The sequence below is a fragment of the Coprococcus sp. BIOML-A2 genome (assembly GCF_009875795.1).
Taxonomy (GTDB): domain Bacteria; phylum Bacillota; class Clostridia; order Lachnospirales; family Lachnospiraceae; genus Coprococcus; species Coprococcus aceti.
The window spans coordinates 162,991-184,606 of record NZ_WWSI01000002.1; the positions used below are offsets into that span (position 1 = coordinate 162,991).

28 protein-coding genes are annotated in these 21,616 nt (G+C 47.0%); all 28 read left to right on the forward strand.

The window, feature by feature from the left end; translation table 11 throughout:
- Positions 1-63: 63 nt before the first annotated feature.
- The 28 genes from GT575_RS04800 (at position 64) to GT575_RS04940 (ending at position 21,567) form a co-directional block, all read left to right on the forward strand.
- Positions 64-1,935 (forward strand): anti-CBASS protein Acb1 family protein, encoded by a 1,872-nt coding sequence (locus tag GT575_RS04800; protein ID WP_161171602.1) that lies wholly within the window; start codon positions 64-66, stop codon positions 1,933-1,935.
- A 12-nt stretch (positions 1,936-1,947) separates the two neighbouring features.
- Positions 1,948-2,871 (forward strand): phage head morphogenesis protein, encoded by a 924-nt coding sequence (locus tag GT575_RS15400; protein ID WP_161171603.1) that lies wholly within the window; start codon positions 1,948-1,950, stop codon positions 2,869-2,871.
- 16 nt (positions 2,872-2,887) lie between these two features.
- Positions 2,888-3,112, forward strand: coding sequence for a hypothetical protein (locus GT575_RS04810; protein ID WP_161171604.1), 225 nt, complete (start codon positions 2,888-2,890; stop codon positions 3,110-3,112).
- Positions 3,105-3,269, forward strand: a complete 165-nt coding sequence (locus tag GT575_RS04815) for a hypothetical protein (RefSeq protein WP_161171605.1) — start codon at positions 3,105-3,107, stop codon at positions 3,267-3,269. The genes GT575_RS04810 and GT575_RS04815 overlap by 8 nt, the downstream gene beginning before the upstream one ends.
- Positions 3,205-4,641, forward strand: coding sequence for a DUF2213 domain-containing protein (locus GT575_RS04820; RefSeq protein WP_161171606.1), 1,437 nt, complete (start codon positions 3,205-3,207; stop codon positions 4,639-4,641). The genes GT575_RS04815 and GT575_RS04820 overlap by 65 nt, the downstream gene beginning before the upstream one ends.
- Positions 4,641-5,138 carry a structural cement protein Gp24 gene (locus tag GT575_RS04825; protein WP_161171607.1) on the forward strand — a complete coding sequence of 166 codons (498 nt, stop codon included), beginning with the start codon at positions 4,641-4,643 and terminating at the stop codon, positions 5,136-5,138. Before GT575_RS04820 ends, GT575_RS04825 begins: the two co-directional genes overlap by 1 nt.
- A gap of 19 nt (positions 5,139-5,157) precedes the next feature.
- On the forward strand, positions 5,158-6,201 hold the full coding sequence (locus GT575_RS04830) for a DUF2184 domain-containing protein (RefSeq protein WP_243147841.1): 1,044 nt from the start codon (positions 5,158-5,160) through the stop codon (positions 6,199-6,201).
- A 24-nt stretch (positions 6,202-6,225) separates the two neighbouring features.
- A complete protein-coding gene (locus GT575_RS14895; RefSeq protein ID WP_192934957.1) occupies positions 6,226-6,609 on the forward strand; it encodes a hypothetical protein in 384 nt (127 codons plus the stop codon).
- 16 nt (positions 6,610-6,625) lie between these two features.
- Positions 6,626-7,042: a DUF4054 domain-containing protein gene (locus tag GT575_RS04840; RefSeq protein WP_161171608.1), complete on the forward strand. Its 417-nt coding sequence runs from the start codon at positions 6,626-6,628 to the stop codon at positions 7,040-7,042.
- Positions 7,039-7,506 carry a hypothetical protein gene (locus GT575_RS04845; RefSeq protein WP_161171609.1) on the forward strand — a complete coding sequence of 156 codons (468 nt, stop codon included), beginning with the start codon at positions 7,039-7,041 and terminating at the stop codon, positions 7,504-7,506. Before GT575_RS04840 ends, GT575_RS04845 begins: the two co-directional genes overlap by 4 nt.
- Positions 7,506-7,868: a hypothetical protein gene (locus GT575_RS04850; RefSeq protein WP_161171610.1), complete on the forward strand. Its 363-nt coding sequence runs from the start codon at positions 7,506-7,508 to the stop codon at positions 7,866-7,868. The genes GT575_RS04845 and GT575_RS04850 overlap by 1 nt, the downstream gene beginning before the upstream one ends.
- Positions 7,865-8,464 (forward strand): phage neck terminator protein, encoded by a 600-nt coding sequence (locus GT575_RS04855; protein WP_161171611.1) that lies wholly within the window; start codon positions 7,865-7,867, stop codon positions 8,462-8,464. Before GT575_RS04850 ends, GT575_RS04855 begins: the two co-directional genes overlap by 4 nt.
- A complete protein-coding gene (locus GT575_RS04860; protein WP_161171612.1) occupies positions 8,464-9,561 on the forward strand; it encodes a DUF3383 family protein in 1,098 nt (365 codons plus the stop codon). Before GT575_RS04855 ends, GT575_RS04860 begins: the two co-directional genes overlap by 1 nt.
- Positions 9,562-9,580: 19 nt before the next feature.
- Positions 9,581-9,994, forward strand: a complete 414-nt coding sequence (locus GT575_RS04865; RefSeq protein ID WP_117553214.1) for a phage structural protein — start codon at positions 9,581-9,583, stop codon at positions 9,992-9,994.
- A gap of 14 nt (positions 9,995-10,008) precedes the next feature.
- Positions 10,009-10,494: a phage tail assembly chaperone gene (locus tag GT575_RS04870; protein WP_161171613.1), complete on the forward strand. Its 486-nt coding sequence runs from the start codon at positions 10,009-10,011 to the stop codon at positions 10,492-10,494.
- Between the two features lie 200 nt (positions 10,495-10,694).
- On the forward strand, positions 10,695-13,385 hold the full coding sequence (locus GT575_RS04875; RefSeq protein ID WP_161171614.1) for a phage tail protein: 2,691 nt from the start codon (positions 10,695-10,697) through the stop codon (positions 13,383-13,385).
- 5 nt (positions 13,386-13,390) lie between these two features.
- On the forward strand, positions 13,391-14,020 hold the full coding sequence (locus tag GT575_RS04880) for a phage baseplate protein (protein ID WP_161171615.1): 630 nt from the start codon (positions 13,391-13,393) through the stop codon (positions 14,018-14,020).
- A 12-nt stretch (positions 14,021-14,032) separates the two neighbouring features.
- A complete protein-coding gene (locus GT575_RS04885; protein WP_161171616.1) occupies positions 14,033-14,353 on the forward strand; it encodes a phage baseplate plug family protein in 321 nt (106 codons plus the stop codon).
- A 1-nt stretch (position 14,354) separates the two neighbouring features.
- Positions 14,355-15,491, forward strand: coding sequence for a phage protein (locus GT575_RS15085; RefSeq protein ID WP_243147842.1), 1,137 nt, complete (start codon positions 14,355-14,357; stop codon positions 15,489-15,491).
- A gap of 8 nt (positions 15,492-15,499) precedes the next feature.
- The gene (locus GT575_RS04900) at positions 15,500-16,114 is read left to right on the forward strand and encodes a Gp138 family membrane-puncturing spike protein (RefSeq protein WP_161171617.1); all 615 of its coding nucleotides are present in this window, start codon (positions 15,500-15,502) and stop codon (positions 16,112-16,114) included.
- 126 nt (positions 16,115-16,240) lie between these two features.
- A complete protein-coding gene (locus GT575_RS04905) occupies positions 16,241-16,606 on the forward strand; it encodes a hypothetical protein (protein ID WP_161171618.1) in 366 nt (121 codons plus the stop codon).
- Positions 16,584-18,035, forward strand: coding sequence for a hypothetical protein (locus GT575_RS04910; RefSeq protein WP_161171619.1), 1,452 nt, complete (start codon positions 16,584-16,586; stop codon positions 18,033-18,035). The genes GT575_RS04905 and GT575_RS04910 overlap by 23 nt, the downstream gene beginning before the upstream one ends.
- A complete protein-coding gene (locus GT575_RS04915; protein ID WP_161171620.1) occupies positions 18,022-19,176 on the forward strand; it encodes a DUF2612 domain-containing protein in 1,155 nt (384 codons plus the stop codon). The genes GT575_RS04910 and GT575_RS04915 overlap by 14 nt, the downstream gene beginning before the upstream one ends.
- A 20-nt stretch (positions 19,177-19,196) precedes the next feature.
- Positions 19,197-19,514 carry a hypothetical protein gene (locus GT575_RS04920; protein WP_161171621.1) on the forward strand — a complete coding sequence of 106 codons (318 nt, stop codon included), beginning with the start codon at positions 19,197-19,199 and terminating at the stop codon, positions 19,512-19,514.
- A complete protein-coding gene (locus tag GT575_RS04925; RefSeq protein ID WP_161171622.1) occupies positions 19,514-19,984 on the forward strand; it encodes a hypothetical protein in 471 nt (156 codons plus the stop codon). The genes GT575_RS04920 and GT575_RS04925 overlap by 1 nt, the downstream gene beginning before the upstream one ends.
- Positions 19,981-20,142: a hypothetical protein gene (locus GT575_RS04930; RefSeq protein ID WP_161171623.1), complete on the forward strand. Its 162-nt coding sequence runs from the start codon at positions 19,981-19,983 to the stop codon at positions 20,140-20,142. Before GT575_RS04925 ends, GT575_RS04930 begins: the two co-directional genes overlap by 4 nt.
- Positions 20,143-20,155: 13 nt before the next feature.
- Positions 20,156-20,503, forward strand: a complete 348-nt coding sequence (locus GT575_RS04935; protein WP_161171624.1) for a hypothetical protein — start codon at positions 20,156-20,158, stop codon at positions 20,501-20,503.
- Between the two features lie 14 nt (positions 20,504-20,517).
- Positions 20,518-21,567 carry an SUMF1/EgtB/PvdO family nonheme iron enzyme gene (locus GT575_RS04940; protein ID WP_161171625.1) on the forward strand — a complete coding sequence of 350 codons (1,050 nt, stop codon included), beginning with the start codon at positions 20,518-20,520 and terminating at the stop codon, positions 21,565-21,567.
- The last annotated feature ends 49 nt before the right edge of the window (positions 21,568-21,616 follow it).

Sequence of the window (21,616 nt, forward strand, 5' to 3'; positions counted from 1 at the left end):
ATGAAGCACAATCACAGTCTGAATTTACAGGCTGTTTTTTGTTGCAGAAAGGAGAGCAGACAAGTGGATGAACAGCAGAAAGCCAAACTCGACCAAATGAATAAGTTGAGGCGAGGAGCGGCAATCATCGAAGGAACTCAAGACAAGTTCCGGCAGGACGGATACACGAACCTGCTTAATAAGTATGGCACAGCACAGGATAACTCGACTGCATACACCTACGAGCAGGAACCTGTGGTATCGGACCTCGAACTCATTCGATTGTATGAGGGAAACGGTCTGTTCACTAAGATAATCGACCGACCATCCGAAGAGGCTGTGAAGCATGGATTTGACATCGACTATGGAGATGAAGATATTACCGAGTATGTCGATAAGCGACTGGATGATTTGGACTTCGAGGATAAATTTGCAACGGCAGAGAAGTGGGCGAGACTCTACGGAGGTTCGCTCATTGTTATGTTATGCGATGACGGAGGCGGACTCGAGGAACCCTTGAATTGGGATAAGGTCACGACCATCGAAGAACTGAGAGTGTTTGAAAGGGCGGTCATACAGGAAGATTACACGACCATGTACAACTTCCATTTTTTCGACACGATGCACAGCGACAAGCCATTCGGACAGCCGGAGTATTATCACATCTATTCGATGTATGGATATTTCACGGTGCATTACTCAAGATGCTTGGTATTCAGAAACGGCAGACTTCCGGAGCAGACAACCAATTCCATATACAGATATTGGGGAATGCCGGAATATGTCAAGATTAAGCGGGCGTTGCGAGAGTGCATCACATCTCACTCGAATGGCACTAAGTTACTGGAAAGGTCAGTACAGGCAATCTACAAGATGAAGAACCTTGCCAACCTACTCAGTACGGAAGATGGAGAAAACAAAGTTCTCCAAAGATTACAGGTTATTGATATGGCACGAGGCATCCTCAACTCAATGGCGATTGACGCTGAGGGAGAGGACTATGACTTCAAGACATTGCAGATGTCGGGAGTAAAGGATGTCATTGATACGACCTGCAATATGCTTTCGGCAGTAACGAATATTCCACAGACCATATTGTTCGGTCGCTCCCCGGCAGGAATGAATGCCACAGGAGACAGCGACCTCGAGAACTACTACAACATGGTTGAGAATATTCAGAAGCAGAACATGAAAGCCAACGCCCGAACAGTAATCGACCTCATCCTCAAACAGGGATTGATTGAGGGAAAGATACCAGAAATTCCTAAGTACAAGATGAAGTTCGCTGCACTGTGGTCCTTGTCCGACACGGAACAGGCAGACATCGCTCAGAAGAAAGCAGCCACCGAACAGACTAAGGCTCAGACAGCACAAGTTTACATCGACTCCGGTGTGCTTGACCCGTCAGAGGTTAGAAGCTCCCTTGCAACTGAGGGAGAGTTCGACATCGAGGAAGTCATCACAGAAGATGACCTCAACCTGCCGGAAGATACATTCTCCCCGACAGAAATGTCGGGAACATCCGAGAATGACGATTTCGATTTGCAGTTCAAAAGTGAAGCGGAAGATGGCACAGATTATGGAGGAGCCGCAGTCCTTGTTATCAAGAACGGCAAAATCCTATGTGCAAGCCGCAGGTCATCGGAAGGTATCTGCGGACCGGGAGGTCATATCGAGGACGGAGAGACACCCGAGGAGGCAGCACTCAGAGAGGCACAGGAGGAGTTTAATATTGTTCCCCTAAACATTCTACCTTTGGGAGTTTACAAAAGCAGAACAGGCTCATATTGCGATTCTATGATATATTTCACAGACCAATTCACAGGAACTCCGGAAGCAGACGGAGTTGAAATGTTGAATGAGAGATGGTTGTCATTGGAAGAGTTGAAGGGCAAGTTCCTGTTTCCTCCATTCGAGGAGTCACTCAAGATGCTCGAGGATTTGCTCGGGCAGTAAGGAGGCGATTTTGTGGATGAGGAAGTAATCAGAAAGCAGACAATCCGAAAGGTTGGAAGAAAGTTCTACGGACACGACAGCCTGTATAGCAAGTACACGCCTCAGATACCGGAAGCGGCAGAGCGTGAGTATATGCGAATGACAAATGAATATATGCGGCTCCTCAAGGAAGAATTGGAAGAAAATCTTCCGGAACTCAAGGAGTCGTACAAAGCAAACAGAGATGAATTGGTGGCTGACAACCGGAGAGCGGATGCAGCCACTGATTTAATGTTAAAGGTCAATGAACTGTTCACGAGAATGAAATCAAACCTGTTGAAAAAGACGGTTGGATTTGGTCTGAGGCGGAGGCTTGAGTCATTGGCTCATCTCAACAGGAAGTTGACCGTCAAGGAGTGGAAACGAGCAATCAAAGCTACTCTTGGTATCGACATCAGAGAGGACTATTACCTCGGGGAGTTCTATTCGGAACAGTTACTGGAATGGGTTAAGCAGAATGTAGACCTCATCTCCACTATTCCGGAAGATACTCTCGACAAGATGAAAGATATTGTCTATGACGGCTACACGAATGGCAGAACCACAACCCGAATGGTTAAGGATATTCAGAGAGTGTACCGGATAAGCAAGCGACACGCCACTCTGATTGCCCGAGACCAAACTGCCAAACTCAACGGACAGATACAACGGTATCAGCAAATGGACGCAGGCATCACGGAGTATATATGGTGTACCTGTGGAGATGAGCGTGTCCGAGAAAGCCACAGGTCCTTGAACGGCAAGAAGTTCAGTTGGAGTTCTGCTCCTACAAATTCAGACGGTCGCTCGTGCCACCCGGGAGAAGATTACCAGTGCCGATGTATCGGCAGACCTGTATTCAACAAGAACACGCTGAACCTTCCGGTGGATGACAGCGTGAATATCACTATCAAGTAGATTGGAGGTAGAGAACATGGATGAAGCAATCAGAAACCTGTGCCTTGCACTGAAAGACGAGGCAGATACAGTCATCGGATGCACAGATAAATTGGCATCACTGCCGGATGGTTCCAACAAAGCGGCTCAGACTCTCGATATGATAAGACTCGATGGAGTTGCTCATATTCAGAGTCTGACTCTTGCCATTACGGAACTCATGTCCGATGGCTCCGCAGACAGCGGAGGCTCTGATGAGTAACAAGGAAGGATACACGGATAGAACCGCAGACATGGCTATCGCCCATGTATCCAAAGAAGAGAAAGCCATGAGAAAAGGAGGACATAAGACCAATGGAAACAAGAGATGCACCAAAACTGAGGAGAGTCAGAAGATTAGACAGCATCCGACTCGATAAGAACGATTCAACTTATTTCACGAATGAGGGGTATTTGGTAGACCACCCGATACTGACATCCTGTGGAATATTTGAATATACAAATCCCGATGGCAGTATCCGTAGGGAGTTGCGATTACCTAAGTATGTGTTCGATGAGAACTCATTGAAAACCTATCGTGGCAAGCCAATCATTATTACTCACGATGCAGGAGTCGTGGATAAGAACAATGTTGATAAGGAACAGATAGGAACCATACTTTCAGACGGTTACGAAGATGGAGAAGATGTCCGTGCGGAAATCATTATCCACGATACAGATTCTATGCAAAAGTGTGGTCTCAAGGAGTTGTCCTTGGGATACAACCTTGATTTGGTTGAGGAGCCGGGAGTATGGAACGGTCAGCCGTATGACGCAATTCAGACGAATATCGTCATCAACCACCTTGCACTTGTTGCATCTGCGAGAGCAGGGGAACAGGCAAGATTGAACATTGATGGGTCCGATGAACCCGAACTAAAAGGAGGTAAAGCAATGGCAAAATCAACAAATTCCCGCCGTGCAGACGGTGGGGCAATGTCTCCGGAAGAACTCGAGAAAGCCATCGAAGCCTACAAGGCGAGAAAGGCTCAGAGAGCATCCGCAGACGAAGAGGAAAAAGAGACACCTGCCGCTGAGGCAGATGGAGACGCAGCCGAAGAGAACTCCGCTCCTGCAACTGAGGAGGAACAGGCTGCTGATGGCGAGGGAGAAGATACTCCGGCAGAAGAGGAAAAGGGCAGCACTCCGGCAGACATCGCTCAGATGGTTAAAGACCGCAGAGACAGAAGAGATGCCGAAGATGACCCGGAAGATGCCAACGCTGCTATGGGAGTTATCGCACAGCAGGATGAGGATATTGATATGCTCCTCGCTGCTCTCGAGAAAGTTCTTGCTGAGATGAAAGGCAATGCCGATGGTGAGGACGAGGAGAAAGAGACTAAGGAAGATGGCTGTGACGAAGAGGGCGAGGAAGAGAACAAAGACAGTTCTGATGATGAGTCCAAGTCCTTGAACGCAGACTCTGCGGACAAGATTGTTCGTCAGAGATTAAGCATCTGCCGTGTTGGAGACAAACTCAACATGGACGGTCTCGAGGATATGAGCATCAAGCAGGCTAAGAAAGCGATTATCGCCAAGGTCCTGCCTACAATGCGTATGGATGGTAAGTCAGATGCCTACATTGATGCAATGTATGACCTTGCTGTGAATGAAGCCAACAAGCACAAGGGAGTTGCGTATCAGAAACAGCAGATGACAGCACAGACCCCGAAGAGAAGAGCAGACTCCAACGAGAGTATGGCAGCAAATTCAAGAAAGAACATGATTGCAAGAGAAGGAGGTAATGAGTAATGGCAGCACAGCTTAATTACAATTATGGCACCCCGAAGGGTGTACCGGGCGGAAAGTTCGACATCGCATTCGATGAGGTCGTAACCCGCAAGAATGAGAATGAAGATGGCGTTATGAAGTACGGTCTTGCCGTGGCAGTGGGAACAGATGCAGGTAATGGCATCAAGGTTCCTGTTACTGGCACAACTGCCGCACAGATTGAGGGTATCACAATCGCACTGCCTAACACCGAGCAGGATATGGCAGGCAAGGTTGTTGTCAAGAAGAACGCATCCCTCAGTGTTATGAAGAAAGGCAACATTTGGGGCAGACTTGCCACAGGGGCTACTCCTACCTATGGAGCAAAGGCTTATGTCATTCCGGAGGGAGATGAAGCCGGAACATTCACGCACGCAGCCGATAACGGCAAGAGTGATAGCGGCAAGGTTGAGTACCTTGACATCAGTGCTACATTCGGCAACGCATCTGATGACGGCATTGCTGTCATCGTACTTTAATCTAAGGAGGTAAGAAAGAATGAGCAAAAATTACAATCCCGAAATGCCATCCACTGGCTACGATGTCGCAGACCTTGCGGCATTAAAGGCATCTAATCTGATGCCTGCACTCAAGGAGGATAGACTTTGCAGATTTGATAGCACAGATGATGCTTCTATCTTCTTTGCGAGAGAGTTGGACTACATCAAGTCTAAGTCCTACGACAAGATTTATCCGGAGTTCACTGCTCTGAATAAGTTCCCTATCACTCACGAAGTACCGGAAGGTGCCGAGTCCATGACATACTACTCATACGAGAGAACTGGTATGGCTGCAATCATCAGCAACTATGCAACAGACCTTCCTCGAGCAGATGTTAAGGGCGCACCTTCTACTGCATTTGTCAAGTCTCTCGGTGCTTCCTACGGATACTCCGTACAGGATATGAGAGCGAGCCGTATGGCAGGCAAGTCTCTTGATACTCGCCGTGCTGAGGCTGCAAGATACGCAGTAGACCGCACAACCAACATCATCGCATTTGCAGGAGACAAGAAGAATAACCTTGTCGGAGTTTTGTCTACCGACAACAATATTCCTCTTTACACCCTCAGCGAGGTAGAAGTTGGCGGTCAGAAGTACACAGACTTTAAGCATAAGACAGCGGCTCAAATCCTTGATGACATCAATGGTATGTTTGCATACCAGGCGAAGATTACCAAGGGTGTAGAACACGCAGACACTCTTATGCTTCCGCACAGTGTCTACATCGACATCTCCACTCGTCAGATTCCGAACACTGGATATACAGTGCTTCGCTTCCTCAAGGAGAATGCTCCGTACCTCAAGGATATTGCGTCTGCACCGGAGTTAGAGTCTGATGCAGAGGATACCAACCCTTACAACAAGGGCGTTATGTTCCTGTACACGAACTCTGCTGATAAGTTCAGCCTCGAAATTCCGATGCCGTTCTATCAGTATCCGTTACAGAACAGAAACCTCGAGGTAATCGTTCCTTGCGAGGAGCGTGTCGCAGGTTGCATCATCTATTATCCGCTCTCTGCACTCATTGCAGTCGGAGCGTAGTCTGAGAAAAGGAGGAAATGCGAAATGGCAATCAAGATGACAAACTTATCTGAAAAGGTAATTGGAGTTGGCGAGGTAACGGTGCTTCCGGGGGAAACCAAGGAAGTGCCGATTGCTTTTGAGACAAGTCCTATCTTGGAAGTGTACAAGAATATGGGGTTAGTATCCCTGTCCGGTAAGTCTACCGCCGCAACAAAGGCTGCGGCTGAGAAGAAAGCCGAGGAAGATAAGGCAAAGGCGGAAGCAGAGGCTAAGGCTGCGGCTGAGAAGAAAGCAAAGTTAGACGGTCTCAAGGACGCATCCGATGAAGAGGTAGCCGCTCTTGCACAGGAACTCGGTATCAACCCGGCAGAGTGCAAGGACCTCGCAGATGTACGCAAAAAGGTAAAGGCTGCTCTCAGCAAATAAGTTGGGAGGTGGCTCTATGAATGCCTTAGAAATATTCCGAATGGTTGCAAAGGAATTTGACAGCCTGCCGGATGAAGATGTCGTCAACGATGACGGCAAAGTTACTCAGCACGGTGTCAAGTCGTTCATAGAACTGTATTCAGACCAAATCAGCGAGAAGCGGTTCGGAGCGTCATACCAAAAGGCACTGGCGTATCTGACCGCCCATAAGTTGAAGATGAATGGATACGGAGATACCGGAACAGGAACTATCGCAGACTCGCTCAGAGTTGGCTCATATTCAGAGGGCGAAACCTCAATCAGTTATACGACCGGACAGCAAACGAACCTCCAAGTCGATGCGGAATATGCACTTACCGTATATGGCTTGGAGTTTCTTACGCTCCGGAGAAATGCAATCATCCCGATTGTATCAGCGGGAGAGGCTCAATGAGTGTGAGAATTACCGATACCGTGACAGCGGATGGCAGAAAGTTTCAGAAAATGCTCAAGGAACTGGCGGAAAAGGAAGTGCGTGTTGGATTTCAGCATGGCAAAGCCACTGAGGAGGACGGCACGGACATCTGCGACATTGCAGCATGGAATGAACTCGGAACTGTGCATATTCCGGCTCGTCCGTTTTTGCGTATGAGCGTAGATGATAACGCATCAAAGATTAAAAGTTTCTTGCAGGAGAAGAAAAAAGACCTCGTGAGAGGAATTTCTGCCGAACAGGTCCTCAAGGAGATAGGGATTTTTCAGAAAGACCTCATCCAAGAGAAGATTACGGACGGCAGTTTCGCACCAAATGCGGCATCGACTGTCAAGAAGAAAGGCTCATCCAAACCATTGATTGATACTGGACGAATGAGACAGTCGGTCAATTACGAAATCAAGCAGAAAGGAAGTGGAGACTGATGAATTTCTTAAAGAAGAATTACACGCTGAGGCGTTATTCAGAGCCTAAATATGTTCGAGGCTATTCTTCTATACCCTATGAAGATTTAACGCTGCCTATGGACATACAGACCTTAGAGGACACCATAAAGACCGAAGAGGACGGCAGAAAATCAGTTCAGAAGTTGAAAGTATTCTGTGATTACGAGATTTTGGCTGAGGATGAGCATAAAAAGCAGAAAGCAGACCGTGTTTACTTTCAAGGGAAGTGGTTTGAGTGCCTGTCAAGCAGGCTGAGTGAGAACACTCCTCTGAGACACTGGACAGCAACATTCGTTCAGTGTTTGGATGCTGAGGATGGTCCAAAACAGGAGGGCGAATGATGAATATGGAGAGCGTAGAGTCGGCCATCTACGATGTTACGGCTGAGTTCTTCCACGGCGCTACGGTCATTTGGGCGGAGCAGGTAAATACGAAACCGGATTTGCCGTATGTGACACTCAAGACTGGAAACATCAACAGAACTCGCTTTCCGGTGGTAGATGATGACGGAAACAGGTTTTATCCGTGTAGCACATTGCTCGAGATAAACCTGTACACCAAAGGCAAGGCGGTTACGGTGGCAGAGAATGTTACCGGAAACTATGCCAACACAGCCGCAAGCGATTTGCAGGATTTCTTCAATTACCTCGACTCTGAGGAGATTGTGGACAGACTGGCGGCACAAGGCATGGATATATCCCTCGAACCGCCTGTGAGGGATTTGACAAATTTGCAGAATGACAGTAAGTACCGTTACCGAGCAATGGCTGAGGCAACGGTTTCTTTTTCTCAAGAAGCAAATGGTCGTTACGGAATTGGTGGCATGGATGCTCCAAACGCATCCGGAGGCGGCTCTGCTGAGATGGCAGATGCAACATCGGGTGTCATCGAGGAAGTAGAAATTTCAGAAGAAACCTATGAAGGAGGTAAAGCATAATGAAGAACAATCCATTAGATGACATCATCAAGTGCGATGTCGAGATTTCAAGTCCGGGTTCAAGTGACGTGAGTTTCGACAGTATCCTCTTGGTGGTAGCCGGACCCGCTGCAAAAGGCACAGCAACAATCTCCGGCACGACAGCAATCAGAAAGGCTGATGAATTACTTGACTATGGTTACAAGACCGACAGTCCTGCGTACATCGCTGCAACGGTTGCTTTTTCTCAGAATCCATCTCCGGATGAACTGTATATCGTTGTTCGTGAAAAGACTGCTGAGAAAAGCACTTATGAAGATGTCGCTACTACGCTTGCGAGAGCAAATAGCGAGGCATCATTCTACGGCATCCACCTCACGGAGTTCAGAGACAGCACGGATATTGAGGCTGCAAAGACTTGGGCGGAGGCGAATGAGAAGTTGTACGCATTTGAGTACACAGACATCGACTCTTGTCCGGTAAAGAATTTCAGTTTCTACCGTACATTCGGTATTTTCTCCGGACTCGCAGACGGTTATGCAGCAGAAAAACAGCCTGCTGAAAACCAGTATGCAGCACTGGCTTGGATGGCTAAGTGTTTCGGATACGACCCGGGAACTGAGACATGGAACCTCAAGGAACTGGCAACAATCGTTCCTACGAAGTTGTCAACAGAGCAGAAGAAAGCACTGGGAGCAGAGAATATCAACACATTCCTCCGCTATGCAGGATGCAACTGTGCAATGGGTGGCATGACCCTTGCAGGAGAGTGGATTGATGTTATCCGTTTCAGAGACTGGCTCAAGAATGAGTTGCAGATTAGAACATTCAATGCTCTCAAGACCAACCGCAAGGTTCCATTTACTGACGGAGGTATTGGTCTGATTGAGGGAGTTATGGATTCCACTCTCAAGGACGGACAGGACATCGGAGGCATCGCTCCTACGGAGTATGACGATGACGATAATCCTATCTATGGATACACAGTCACGGTTCCAAAGGCATCCGACCTCACGGAGGCAGAAAGAAAGTCAAGAAAACTCACAGGATGCAAGTGGTCTGCCCGACTCGCAGGAGCAATCCACGCAGTAGAAATCAGCGGCAACTTGACATTCTAAGGAAGGAGGATAAATGACAATGAGTAAAGTTACTACTTACAATCCTAAGAAAGTTACCTGTGCATTAGGCAGACACATCGTTTCCGGCTTTGCGGATGACTCATTCATCAGCATCGAGCCTGCGGGCGATGGTACTTCCTATGTTGTGGGTGCAGATGGGGAGATTGCTCGAAGCATCGACCCTTCCAATGTCTACACGATTAAGCTGGCACTGTTACAGGCATCTGCTACAAACAAGTATCTGCAGAAGATGTACGACAAGGACAAGAAAGACGGCACAGGCACATTCAGTGTGAACATTGCCGACCTGCTCGGAAACGAGAAGTTCACAGGCTCAGTTGCGTGGGTTACAAAGCCTGCATCATGGGCGAGGGGTAAGGCACAGGGCAACCGTGAATGGGAAATCGCCGTAGGCGAAGGACAGTTTAAGTAAGGAGGAAATGAAACATGGCATTGAAACAGATGGAAGCAAAAAAGGTAACTGTTGGCGAGAACAGTTTTCACATCAAGCCGTTCCCGGCATTTAAGGCGGCAAATCTTACAGGGGAGTTAGCATCCGTGCTGTCTCCCCTTATTGGTGCGATTGCACCGCTTGTCGGGGATGGAGACTTGATGGATGTAGATGTAAATAAGGCTGCCGAGGCACTGTCAACATCAACCGTAATCAACGGAGACAGATTGGAGGCTCTGATGAAGAAACTCCTGCTCGGCGGCAATATTGTTATTGAATATGAGGACGAGGAGGGCGAGAGACAGCAGGATGTACTCGATAAGGACCTCGCTGATGAAGTGTTCTGCGGCAATGTGCAGGATATGTTCGTTCTCTGCGTTCATGTAATAAAGTTGAACTTCAACGGTTTTTTCGAGAAGTTAGCCACCCTATCTGGGAAAGCCGAACAGGTGGCTACCAAGACTCCGAGGAAGATATTGTAAAGTTCGGCAAGTTTGATTATTCACAATTCGGTGAGTTGGAACTCCGGTGTTACATCCTCATCAAGGCGGGAATGGTATCTATGACCGAATTGCAAGAGGTTTACACTCTCGATGAAATGCTGAAATTATACGCACTGTATTCTATGCAGTTAGATATTGAGAAAGGGAGAGCAGACGAACTGGAAAGGAGGTCTTGATAAGTGACGATTAGAGATATATCTGTCGCTTTCGGCTTCGATGTGGACCGTGCATCCCAACAGCAGGCGGAGAACAGCATAAAAGGCATCAAGAACATGGCGACCAAACTCTTAGGAAAGATTGCGGTCGTCTTTTCTGTTGCAAAACTGACATCGTTTGCCAAAGATTGTGTGGAAGCAGCATCAAATGTCGAAGAGATGGAGAATAAGTTCAATGTCGTATTTGGAGACATGGCTGATGAAGTTGACAAATGGGCGGAGCAATTCGCAGACTCGGTCGGTCGAAACAAGAACACGATTAAGACCTACTTGGCAGACCAACAGAATTTGTTGGTAGGATTTGGTATGACAAGAGAGGAGGGTTCCAAACTCTCTGAGCAGATGACATCCCTCGCTCTCGATATTGCATCATTCTCGAACCAAGATGAAGATGTGGCAGTAAATGCCATGACTAAGGCTGTTATGGGAGAGAGTGAAGCGGCAAAGACTCTCGGTGCAGTTCTGAATGATACAACACGAGCCGAAACGATGGCAGCACTCGGAATGTCGGGTACATACGACAGCCTGTCTCAGTTGGAGAAAATGCAGGTAAACTACAATGCAATCCTGCGGCAGTCTCCCGATGCAGTCGGAGATTGTGTCAGAAGTATGGGTTCGTATGAGTCATCTACAAGGCAGTTAAAGGCTGCACAGGAAGAATTTAAGGAGTTTATCGGCGGTCAGTTGCTTCCGGTAATGTCTGTATTCGTTCAATGGGTAACGAAAGGCGTGAAAGCGGCAACAAAATTTGCCAAAGCAATCCTACTGGATGCTGACGGCAACAATCGTATCCTGCGGTCGTCCGATAGGATACACGCAGTCGTGAAAAGGCTGCAACCTGCTATGGAGAGGTTCACATCCTCGATGAAGAACGGCATCAACAAAGCCACCGACACGATAAAGAACATCATCAATCGGTTCGGAGGTATGGAAAACGCCTTGAAGTTGCTTGCAATAATCGCAGGTGCTTTTATCATAGCGATGAATTGGAGCAAAATCGTAGGCGGAGCCAAGGCTTTTCTGTCGCTCATACAGGGCATAGGAAAGCTGTTTTCGTTTGCCAATCTAAAGATACTCGGCATCGTTGCCATAATTGTAATACTGGCACTGATAGTTGAGGATTTTATCAATTTCCTTATGGGTAACGACTCGCTGATTGGTACGATATTCGACAAGGCAGGTATCGGGGCAGACAATGCCCGGCAGGCAATATTCAACGCATTCAATAAGGTTAAGGAGTTCCTGCTAAATGTGTGGGATTTACTCAAGACTGCGGCAGGAATGTGGATAGAAACAGTCAAAGGTTTCTTTGAAAGACACGGAGAGCAGATAAGGAAAAATTTCGAGAGAGTATGGGGAATAATCAGTACCCTGCTCAATGGTGTTTGGACTTTCATCACTCAACTTGCCGCCACACTGTTCGGAGGTACGGAAGATGAGATTAAAGGCTCGCAGGAAAGTACCAAAGATAAGATACTGGCGATTTGGCAGGCTATCCTTGATACACTGTCATCTATATGGGATGCGTTATTCGCTGTGGCGAATGCAATATTTAATGCGGTAGCCACGGTTATCGAAACTGTATTCAAATGGATACAGGCATTTTGGAACAGTTGGGGTTCTGAGATACTTGCATGGTTCAAAGGACTGTGGGATAACCTCGGACAATTCCTCAATGGATTTCTAACGGTACTCGAAGGAGTAGCCAATTTTATAAGTTCAGTGTTTACAGGAAACTGGTCGGGAGCATGGGAAGCCATCAAGCAGGTGTTTTCCGGAATTTGGGATATGATTACGGCAATTCTGCAACAAGCGTGGAACACGATTTCGACCGTACTGACGATAGGTTTAGGAGTCCTGCAATCATTGTGGAATACAATTTGGACTGCCATTTGCAATTTCTTTCAAGGAATATGGAATGGCATAGTATCGTTTATAAGCGGTATTTGGTCCACAATCACAGGAGTTATCTCTGGAGCGATAAACGGCATATACAGTGTCGTATCATCGGTGCTGTCGGCTATATCATCGTTCTTCAGCAGCATATTCAGCGGCATCGCATCGTTTGTATCAAGTACATTCAGTAATATGGTATCGGGAGTTACCGGATTTGTCGGTAACATCAAAAATGCCATTGTGAACGGACTGACAGCGGCGATAGACTGGATAAAAGGACTGCCAAGTCAAGCACTGAAATGGGGTTCCGACATCATAGATGGAATTGTCAACGGTATCAAGGGAGCAATCGGAAAAGTTACCGATGCAGTTAAGGGAGTGGCTGATAAGATTAAGTCGTTCCTACACTTCTCTGTACCGGATGAAGGACCTCTGACAGATTACCAGTCGTGGATGCCCGACTTCATGGGCGGACTGGCGGACGGTATTTCAGCAAGTGAGGATACTGTTCTTGATAAGGTCAAAGGCGTAGCGAGCGGCATTAAGACATTGATGCAGGGAGCGACAGCGTCTGCGGCAACGGCTGCAAGCAGTCAAGTGAATAATACGACCTCCAACATGACACAGAATGTCAACATCAATAACAGTTATTCCGGAGGAAGTACAGAAACTCAGAAAAATGTATCTAAGGCAATGAATAAGTCAGCCGTAGATGCGACAACACAAATGGCAAGAGGACTTGCCTATGCAAGGGGGTAGGTTATATGGCGAGAAAATTGCAACCTGTTTCGGTGTGGGGGATAGAATTTGATGCTCTCATAGATGAGACCAAAAGTATGACCTCCACCATACCGGAGTATCCGGTTGAGAAAGGATTTTCGGTGTCAGATACGATTATCAATGACCCGATACAGTTCTCCGCAACATTGTATCTTACAAATACACCTGTCACATGGTTGCACCGTCACGGTTCGTCCAATGACAGAGTGAAGCGTATATGTAATGATATAGAGAAAAAATGGTTTGAAAAGAAACTAACCAAAATTGTCACATCTGATGCAGTTTATACGAACATGGGTCTCACGAGCATTAGTATCAAGAAGTCAGCAGACATTGGATACGCTCGTGAGATTTCTATTTCCGCAAAGAAAGTCAGAGTGACAAAGAGAAAGACCGTGAATATCCCGACCTATGTTTTGAAAGCAGGAGAGTCGATGGCGAATGCAGGAAAGGCTTCCACATCGAAGTCGTCATCCAAGTCGTCATCGAGCTCTTCCTCATCCTCGAGCAGTTCATCGGGAAGCGGTGGAAGTTCAAGTAAGAAGTCGAGTAGCGGCTCAAAGAAGTCTGCATCCATTTTATACGGCGCAGCGAGCGGTCTCGGCTTGATTTAAGGAGGTGTTGAGATGCTATATATCCAAGTGCCGGATATGAATGATAGTGTTTCGACACTCTCCATAGACGGTAAAGAATACAACCTGCGGTTTACTTACAACGAGAAGTATGATTATTGGAGTTTTGGTCTGTATGACGAGGGAGAAGAACCAATCATCGCCATGACGAGAATAGTTCCGAACTTCCCGATATTCCACTATTACACCGACAGTGACATACCGGACGGAATATTCGGTTGTTTGTCTGATATAGATACCGTAGGAAGAAACGCATTTAAGGATTTGACGGCTGAGTTTGTCTATATTCCGAATGTGGAATTGGAGGATGATTGAAATGGCTAATGAAAACTGGATGCGAACCTACACCATGCGGTGTGGGAAAATGGGAAAGCAAGGCTTTGAAATCGGAAATGTGAATAGCGTGACAGAAGATTGTCTCCATGTATCGTTTTCAGTTGAAAAGTCGAGCGAAGAAAGTCAGAATGATGCGAAAGTTCAGATATGGAACCTGTCTCCGAAAAACCTCAGCATATTGGAATCCAAAGATTGCGTGGTTGAATTGAAAGCAGGCTACGGAAAGAACAGGTCGCTCATTTTTGTTGGAAATGTATCATCTGCAATCACGACACTCGATAATGCCGACAGGCTTACGGAGTTGACGGTTGTGGATGGTCTTGTCGAGTTAAGAGATACGAACATCAGCGTGTCGATTAACGGCAAAGTAAATTGCAAGACGGTGTATCAGAAAATTGCGAATGCAATGGGAGTATCTGTTAAGTTCGCAGGAGATTTATCGTATGCCACCCTGCCGAATGGTTTTTCCTATGTTGGGAAAGCCAAGGGAGCATTGCAAAAGGTGGCGAATTGCTGCGGGCATAAGTGGTCCATACAGAACCAAGTCCTGCACGTTACATGGCCCGGTCGTTCCATAACGACTCAAGGCTATTTGCTCTCTGCTGACACTGGACTCATCAACATACCGAAAAGAATTACAATCGGTTCGGGAGATGAGTCAAAGACAGGATGGGAGGTTGAATACCTGCTGAATGGTGCTATCGGTGTCAATGACATTGTTGAACTGAGAAGTAAGACCATAAGTGGGTATTTTTTAGTTTATAAAGTTACGATTGACGGCGACAACATGGGCGGAGATTGGCTCTGCACAGCACAGTTGCTGAAAATCGCTGAGAAGCCGAAGATGGACAAGAAAGCAGAGTCCGGAAGTTCCAAGAAAAAATCATCCGGAAGCGGAAGTTCATCGGGAGGCACAATCAAGAAAGGCGATAAGGTCAAGGTCATCAGAACAGTCAAGTCGGGTAGCAGAACGAAAGGGTATCAATACTCCGGAGGAATGTTTACCTGCTATTATTCTGTTTACGATGTTATACAGGTCAAAGGAGACCGTGTTGTAATCGGCATTGGTTCGACAGTGACTGCGGCGGTAAAGATGGCAGACCTCGCCAAAGCATAGGAGGCATTATGTTACAGGAAGTCACAGCAGAAATCGAAAAGACTGCAAAAGCGGTCGTGAACGAAATCCATACCGCATTGCCGGGAGAGATTGTTTCTTTCGATGGAGCGACTGCAACGGTTAAGCCTGTCGGACAATATGTAACATCAGATGGAGTCTCACTAAGTTATCCCACGATAACCGAGGCTCCTGTTTGTTTTCCGTACTGCCAAAGTGCAGGCGTTGGAATTGCATTTCCGGTCAAGAAGGGCGACAGTTGCATCATCATCATTTCAGAGGTAGAACTGGACGCTTGGAGAAGCGGTGCTGCTTCGGAAGGCTCCCTCAGATTTGACCTCACGAGTGCTATGGTAATACCCGGTCTACTCGATGGAGGCAGCGATGCCGCAGTTAGAGCGACAAAGCAAAATGCCGTCATTGTGACAGGCGGAGATACGGAGGTTGTGGTATCCGGAAATGGATGTGAAATCAATGCAGGCTCCACGATATTTAAAGTGTCGGACTCCGGAGTGAATATCAAAGGAAATGTCACTGTTGCAGGAGATATAAAGGTTGGTTCGGTATCGTTCAAGAACCACACTCATACCGACAGCACCGGAGGCAAGACCCAAAAACCCGAATAACCATACGCACAAAGCCTTGACAGCCACAGGAAGCGTTTTATTTGAGTAAGACAACAAATTCTCCATTAAAAAGGCTCAAGGGCAGAAATAAGCAAATAAGAAAGTCAATACAAGAGGAGGTGCTTTATGGATATTTTACTATCCGCAGACGGAGACCTATACCTCACAGAAACAGGAGACATCTCCCTTGTCGAGTCAGTTGCTCAGAAAATTAAGATAAGACTTAGATGGTGGCTCGGAGAGTGGAGATGGGATGAAGAGGAGGGTATGCCGTACAGGGATGAACTTTTCATCAAAAATCCGGATACGGACAGTTTCGAGATGGCTGTCCGAGAAAAGATATTTGAAATTGACGAAGTAACCGAGGTCAAGGATGTCTCAGTTACTTACGACAGACACACGAGAGTCGGGAAGATTGAGTTCACGGCTCTGACAGATACAGAAACCATAAGAGAGGAGGTGGAAATAGATGGCAGAATACGGAGTAACTGATAAAGGTTTCAACATCAAGAGACTCGATACCATTATGGAGGAGATACACGCAGATTTGACGGAGGCGTTTGGCTTTGATACAAGGCTGACGAAGCCGTCTTTTCTCGATACCCTCATTACGACATTTTCCTATCAGATTTCTGATTTGTGGGAGACTGCTCAAGACAACTACTACGCCAAATATCCTGCCACAGCAACAGGAGTCAGCCTCGACAATGCTGTTCAGTATGGTGGCATACGCAGGGCAGCAAACAAGCGTACATCATACCGCCTGCACTGCACCGGAGACGATGGAACCTATGTGAGAGAAGAGGCAATCGTGGCAACGAACACAAGTCCGGAAGTCAGATTGAAGAACGCAGATGAGTTCGAGATTACGAGAGATGCGTTCAACAGAGTAAGCATCAAGGTGGCATCGGCTGAGGTCGGTGTCTATTCCGTTACAATCAATGGCAGTCAGTATTCATTCTCAAGTCCGGATGGAGTGGAGGAGGATATTATCACGGGTCTTGCCAAAGCGATTACGGATGATGAATATACCATAACTGCTGAGAACAATACGCTTACGATTAAGGACAAGACCATCAGCAGAAGCAATGTACTCATCCTGTCAGATAACTTGACGACATCGAGCGTCACTGTAATAGCGACATTCCTCACAGAGGAGTACGGAAAGATTACACTTCCATACGGAATAGTCACGAAGATGGTAAACAATGTCACTGGATTTACGGCTGTTACGAACCTGCTCGAACCTACATACGGAAGAAAGCAGGAGAGCGACATCGAACTGAGACAGTCGTACATTGCAAAATCTGCATTGAGGTCCAATACGATGATTGAGTCCATTGTGGGAGAACTGCTGAACAACATCGAGAATGTAGAATCCGCATCCGGATATGAAAACGACACAGACTATGTAGACAGCAGAGGACTTCCACCTCACAGTATCGAGATTATCGTTGAGGGAGGAGACAACAGCGAAATCGCACAGGCTATTCTCCGAAGAAAGGCGGGCGGCATTCAGACATACGGAAGTATAGAAGTCGGTGTTCCTGGAGTGTACGGAGACACAATCCCTGTTCGGTTCAACAGACCGGACTATCTGTACACATGGCTCAAGGTTGTGCTGCACGGAGACAAGTCGCAGTTGCCGACAAATTATGCTTCTCTTGCCATACAGGCTTTGATTTCAGACGGAGCAGAGTTTGTGGCAGGAACCAATCTCCTCACTCAGTTGCTCAACGATGGCATTTACGATGCTGTCGCAGGACTGACTTATGTTGAAATCTATACCGCATACGGAACCTCAAGTACCTATGTTCCGGAAGCGTCAGATTACAAGCAGAAAAACATCATCGTCACATCTCGTCAAAAGGTGCTGATTGATAAGAAGAGAATTGAGGTGTCGTTCAGTGAAGATAGTTGATAGTTGGCTGAATGATTTGCCTCAGCAGTTTCTCGAGAAGAAAAATATCGAGGCTCTGATACGAGCGTTCTCCAAACAGTTGCAGGAGATTGAAGATGTCTTTGATAACTTGAAGAACCTCACAGACCTCGATACAGCCGCAGGACAGAATTTGGATATGGTAGGCACCATTATTCCACTCAGCAGAAAAGAAGCCGGAATACTGGCAGGCATCAATGTTGAGGACCCTGTTATTTCTGACGAAAGATACAGGCAGTTCCTGCGATATAAGAACTTGGTAAATACCAATGAATGCACCTATTACGATTTGATGGATGGTCTTGCGTTGCTATGGGATGTCTCCCCGATTTACTACATCGAGGACCCGGATATGCCCGCAACAATCATTTTGACAATGCCATTCCTCAAGCCGGGAGGAGAGGTCGTAAGGGTGGGCGAAGTTCCAATGGTAAAACCTGCGGGAGTTCGTATTGAATTTGAATATCAGATTAAGGTGGTCGTAGAAACACTTGTCCGATGGATATGTGCAACCTACGACCTTTTGATTTGTGGAACATTCAAGTGCGGCACGAAACCGAGACCCGGTACGCTTGGAAATATCATGTATGTCGAGACAAATCTCGACATGAACGCAATCACAAATGTATTTGACACAACCCTGTCCGGCACAATCCGGATAGGTGGCAAATTGTATAATTCCACGACAGGAGAAATCTTCACGGAAGATGTAGAAATCATCATCAATTCAGATTGCGAAATCGTGGATGTCTTGGTAGCAGGTCAGTCGGTGTCCGGCGTTTATCCTGCCAAGGCTGTCAACGGTGTATTCATCGGAGAAAGTACGGAGGTAGGAAAGACCTTTACCAACACGACTGCGGTTCTGCCATTATCCGGAGTTGTTACGAGTGGCGGAGGAAAGATGATGATGCCTGCAAAGGTTCGACTTTCGGAGGATATAAATATTCAGAGCAATGCAACGATAGGAGTATCCAACGCACCGAAGAGCGGAACCATTATCTCGGGAGAGGGAACCGAACCTGTCGTTCAGACATCGGTATCCAACGACTCTGAGGTCAGCGGCAAAGTCATCGTATCTGCCGCAACTATCAAACGGTGCGGAACTAAGGCTTGTGGAAAATAAATCAGAAGGAGGTAAAAACGATGTCATTTTGGAGTACAGATTTTATGAATGACCGAAGAAAGCAGTGGCTCAATGCTTTGGTAAAGTTTCAGTACCTTGTCAATGGCACTTGGTATGATGCGACAATCAATACCAAAAGAGTGACTGGCAACAAGGTTGAAATCATTGTCAGTTTCCCGAGAACATCGAGCGGCTCGCAGACCATTAAGGCTGTGAGAATTATTGATGTCACAGGAAAACAGGCAGGGTATCAAGCAACCGAGATTGTCCGTGCTGCCAACCAAGGCGTTCTGACAAAGTTTGAGTTCCCAATCTATGAAAAGGAGGATGAAACCTAATGAATGGTAGAAATCAACCGTACCTCGACACCAACGGAGCAGGCTTCTATGAGCCTACGATGTGGAAGGACGAAGTTGAGGGGATACAGGAAGGTACGCCTGTGGATGAGCAGAACCTCAACAACATTGAGGGTGGCGTAAACGGAGCCAACCTCACGGCAGAATTTCTGACCGAAGTAGTGAAGCATCACGGAGAACAGATTAGTAATATCGGAGGCGAGATTATCAAAGTCACTCTTACCAATACGGCAGGAGAGGCTTTTTTTAATAATTCCGCAAAGACGATTGCACTGTCTGTCAACAGAGACAGTTTTGACTACACAGTGACAGCGGAAGTTGTTACTCCTGTGGACAATGTAGGCGACATCATCGTCTATGACAAGCAGGTCAACGGCTTCAAGGTTAAGTACACCGGAAGTGCCGCATCTGTGGACCTCAAACTGTATGTACAGGGAGGTAATGCAGCGTGAATGTAATTATCCATAATGACGAGAGGAGAAGTCAGCGTGACTCTACTCTCAGAGAATACGGTATCAATCCCGAAAGAGCGACAGCCGCTCAGAGGGAGATGGCAGACTACATCGCTCAGAAAACCAACGAGGCGTATGCAGAGGCAAGAAAACATTAGGAGGTAAAGAAAGATGGCAATGAAAGTTGTAGAAGTCAATGTCGGGGAGAAAATTCCCTACACAGTAAGCAAGACCAAAGTTACATTCGATGATGAACTGATGCTTAATCTCGCCAAGTTAGAGAGGGATTTTGATGTCAGTGTAGACATCTGCATCGACAAGTTTGGGATGCTTGTGACAGGTCTTGGTGTGAAGTATGCAGCACAGATTGAAATTCCTGCAAGACAGTATGTCGATAAGGAGCAGGTCAATCCGGACTACGACCCGGAGGATGAGAACAGTCAGAAAACCATTATGGTTCCGGAGCCTGTTTCATTCTCTATGGACAATGTAACTCTCAAACTGTACTCAATCGAATAAGGAGGTAAATTACCATGTCAAATTACGACCAGTTTGCAGCAGCGGTTAAGGAGATTTCTGGAGGTAAGAATATAGTATTGCTCGATGACCTCGGACTTCCTTCCGTTTATGTACCTATCAACAAACTCAAGAACTCCGAGATTATTTCCGGAGGCTCTGAGAATACTCATCCTGCATTCTCTGTGAATGGTGTGGAAAAGAGCAGATTTCTGTATTCCAAGTATCAGAATATCGTCATCAACGGCAGAGCGTATTCACTGTCTCACAGAGACCCTAAGACCTATGTCAATTTCGACCAGGCAAGACAGGCTTGCGAGGCTAAGGGAGCAGGCTTCCACCTTGGAACACTTGCTGAATGGGCGGCAGTCGCATTACTCACACGCAAGATGGGAACTATGCCACATGGCAACAACAACTACGGAGGAGATTCAGCGTACACCTACGAGAAAGGGCAGGAGTCCGCAAAGGATAACAACAAGACAGGAAGAACATTCACAGGTTCCGGTCCTGCTACTTGGGGTCACGACCATACTCAGTTCGGCATACAGGATATGAACGGTAATGTGTTGGAATGGCTTGGTGGTATGCGTCTGAATGAGGGAGAAATTCAGATTATCCCTTACAACAATGCAGCACTTGGTTCAGAGTGCGATATGTCCGCTTCCTCAACTCTGTGGAAAGCAATCAAGAATGACGGCTCTCTCGTAGCACCGGGAACGGCAGCGACCCTCAAGTACGACTTCGTATCCAACAACATCCAGTTGACTACCGGAATTACATCTGCACAGGACGCAGGTAGAGGTGGAAGTTACACAGCAATGACCCTTGCGAGTGGTGTTACTGCACCGGAGTTGGCAAAGGCTCTCATTCTCTATCCGGACGAACCGGGCAAAGATTATGGCGGAGACTATCATTGGATGAACAACGCCGGAGAGCGATTGCCGCGTGCCGGGGGCGGCTGGCGCAGTGGTGCCTTTGCGGGTGTGTTCTACTTGAACCTCAGCGATGCTCGTTCTTACTCGTACAGCTACCTCGGCTTCCGCTCCGCTTATGTAGAACTGTAATCTGAATTTTGCATTTTGTTTTGCGAGCGTTAGCGAGCGTATGAAGAAA

Coding starts and splice junctions, on each gene's coding strand:
- GT575_RS04900 (WP_161171617.1), top strand. CDS start 15,500: ATGTTACAGGAAGTCACAGCAGAAATCGAAAAGACTGCAAAAGCGGTC.
- GT575_RS04935 (WP_161171624.1), top strand. CDS start 20,156: ATGGCAATGAAAGTTGTAGAAGTCAATGTCGGGGAGAAAATTCCCTAC.
- GT575_RS04910 (WP_161171619.1), top strand. CDS start 16,584: ATGGCAGAATACGGAGTAACTGATAAAGGTTTCAACATCAAGAGACTC.
- GT575_RS04885 (WP_161171616.1), top strand. CDS start 14,033: ATGCTATATATCCAAGTGCCGGATATGAATGATAGTGTTTCGACACTC.
- GT575_RS15085 (WP_243147842.1), top strand. CDS start 14,355: ATGGCTAATGAAAACTGGATGCGAACCTACACCATGCGGTGTGGGAAA.
- GT575_RS04865 (WP_117553214.1), top strand. CDS start 9,581: ATGAGTAAAGTTACTACTTACAATCCTAAGAAAGTTACCTGTGCATTA.
- GT575_RS04905 (WP_161171618.1), top strand. CDS start 16,241: ATGGATATTTTACTATCCGCAGACGGAGACCTATACCTCACAGAAACA.
- GT575_RS04820 (WP_161171606.1), top strand. CDS start 3,205: ATGGAAACAAGAGATGCACCAAAACTGAGGAGAGTCAGAAGATTAGAC.
- GT575_RS04870 (WP_161171613.1), top strand. CDS start 10,009: ATGGCATTGAAACAGATGGAAGCAAAAAAGGTAACTGTTGGCGAGAAC.
- GT575_RS04940 (WP_161171625.1), top strand. CDS start 20,518: ATGTCAAATTACGACCAGTTTGCAGCAGCGGTTAAGGAGATTTCTGGA.
- GT575_RS04815 (WP_161171605.1), top strand. CDS start 3,105: ATGAGTAACAAGGAAGGATACACGGATAGAACCGCAGACATGGCTATC.
- GT575_RS04855 (WP_161171611.1), top strand. CDS start 7,865: ATGATGAATATGGAGAGCGTAGAGTCGGCCATCTACGATGTTACGGCT.
- GT575_RS04850 (WP_161171610.1), top strand. CDS start 7,506: ATGAATTTCTTAAAGAAGAATTACACGCTGAGGCGTTATTCAGAGCCT.
- GT575_RS04925 (WP_161171622.1), top strand. CDS start 19,514: ATGAATGGTAGAAATCAACCGTACCTCGACACCAACGGAGCAGGCTTC.
- GT575_RS04840 (WP_161171608.1), top strand. CDS start 6,626: ATGAATGCCTTAGAAATATTCCGAATGGTTGCAAAGGAATTTGACAGC.
- GT575_RS04825 (WP_161171607.1), top strand. CDS start 4,641: ATGGCAGCACAGCTTAATTACAATTATGGCACCCCGAAGGGTGTACCG.
- GT575_RS04860 (WP_161171612.1), top strand. CDS start 8,464: ATGAAGAACAATCCATTAGATGACATCATCAAGTGCGATGTCGAGATT.
- GT575_RS04810 (WP_161171604.1), top strand. CDS start 2,888: ATGGATGAAGCAATCAGAAACCTGTGCCTTGCACTGAAAGACGAGGCA.
- GT575_RS04845 (WP_161171609.1), top strand. CDS start 7,039: ATGAGTGTGAGAATTACCGATACCGTGACAGCGGATGGCAGAAAGTTT.
- GT575_RS04880 (WP_161171615.1), top strand. CDS start 13,391: ATGGCGAGAAAATTGCAACCTGTTTCGGTGTGGGGGATAGAATTTGAT.
- GT575_RS14895 (WP_192934957.1), top strand. CDS start 6,226: ATGGCAATCAAGATGACAAACTTATCTGAAAAGGTAATTGGAGTTGGC.
- GT575_RS04830 (WP_243147841.1), top strand. CDS start 5,158: ATGAGCAAAAATTACAATCCCGAAATGCCATCCACTGGCTACGATGTC.
- GT575_RS04920 (WP_161171621.1), top strand. CDS start 19,197: ATGTCATTTTGGAGTACAGATTTTATGAATGACCGAAGAAAGCAGTGG.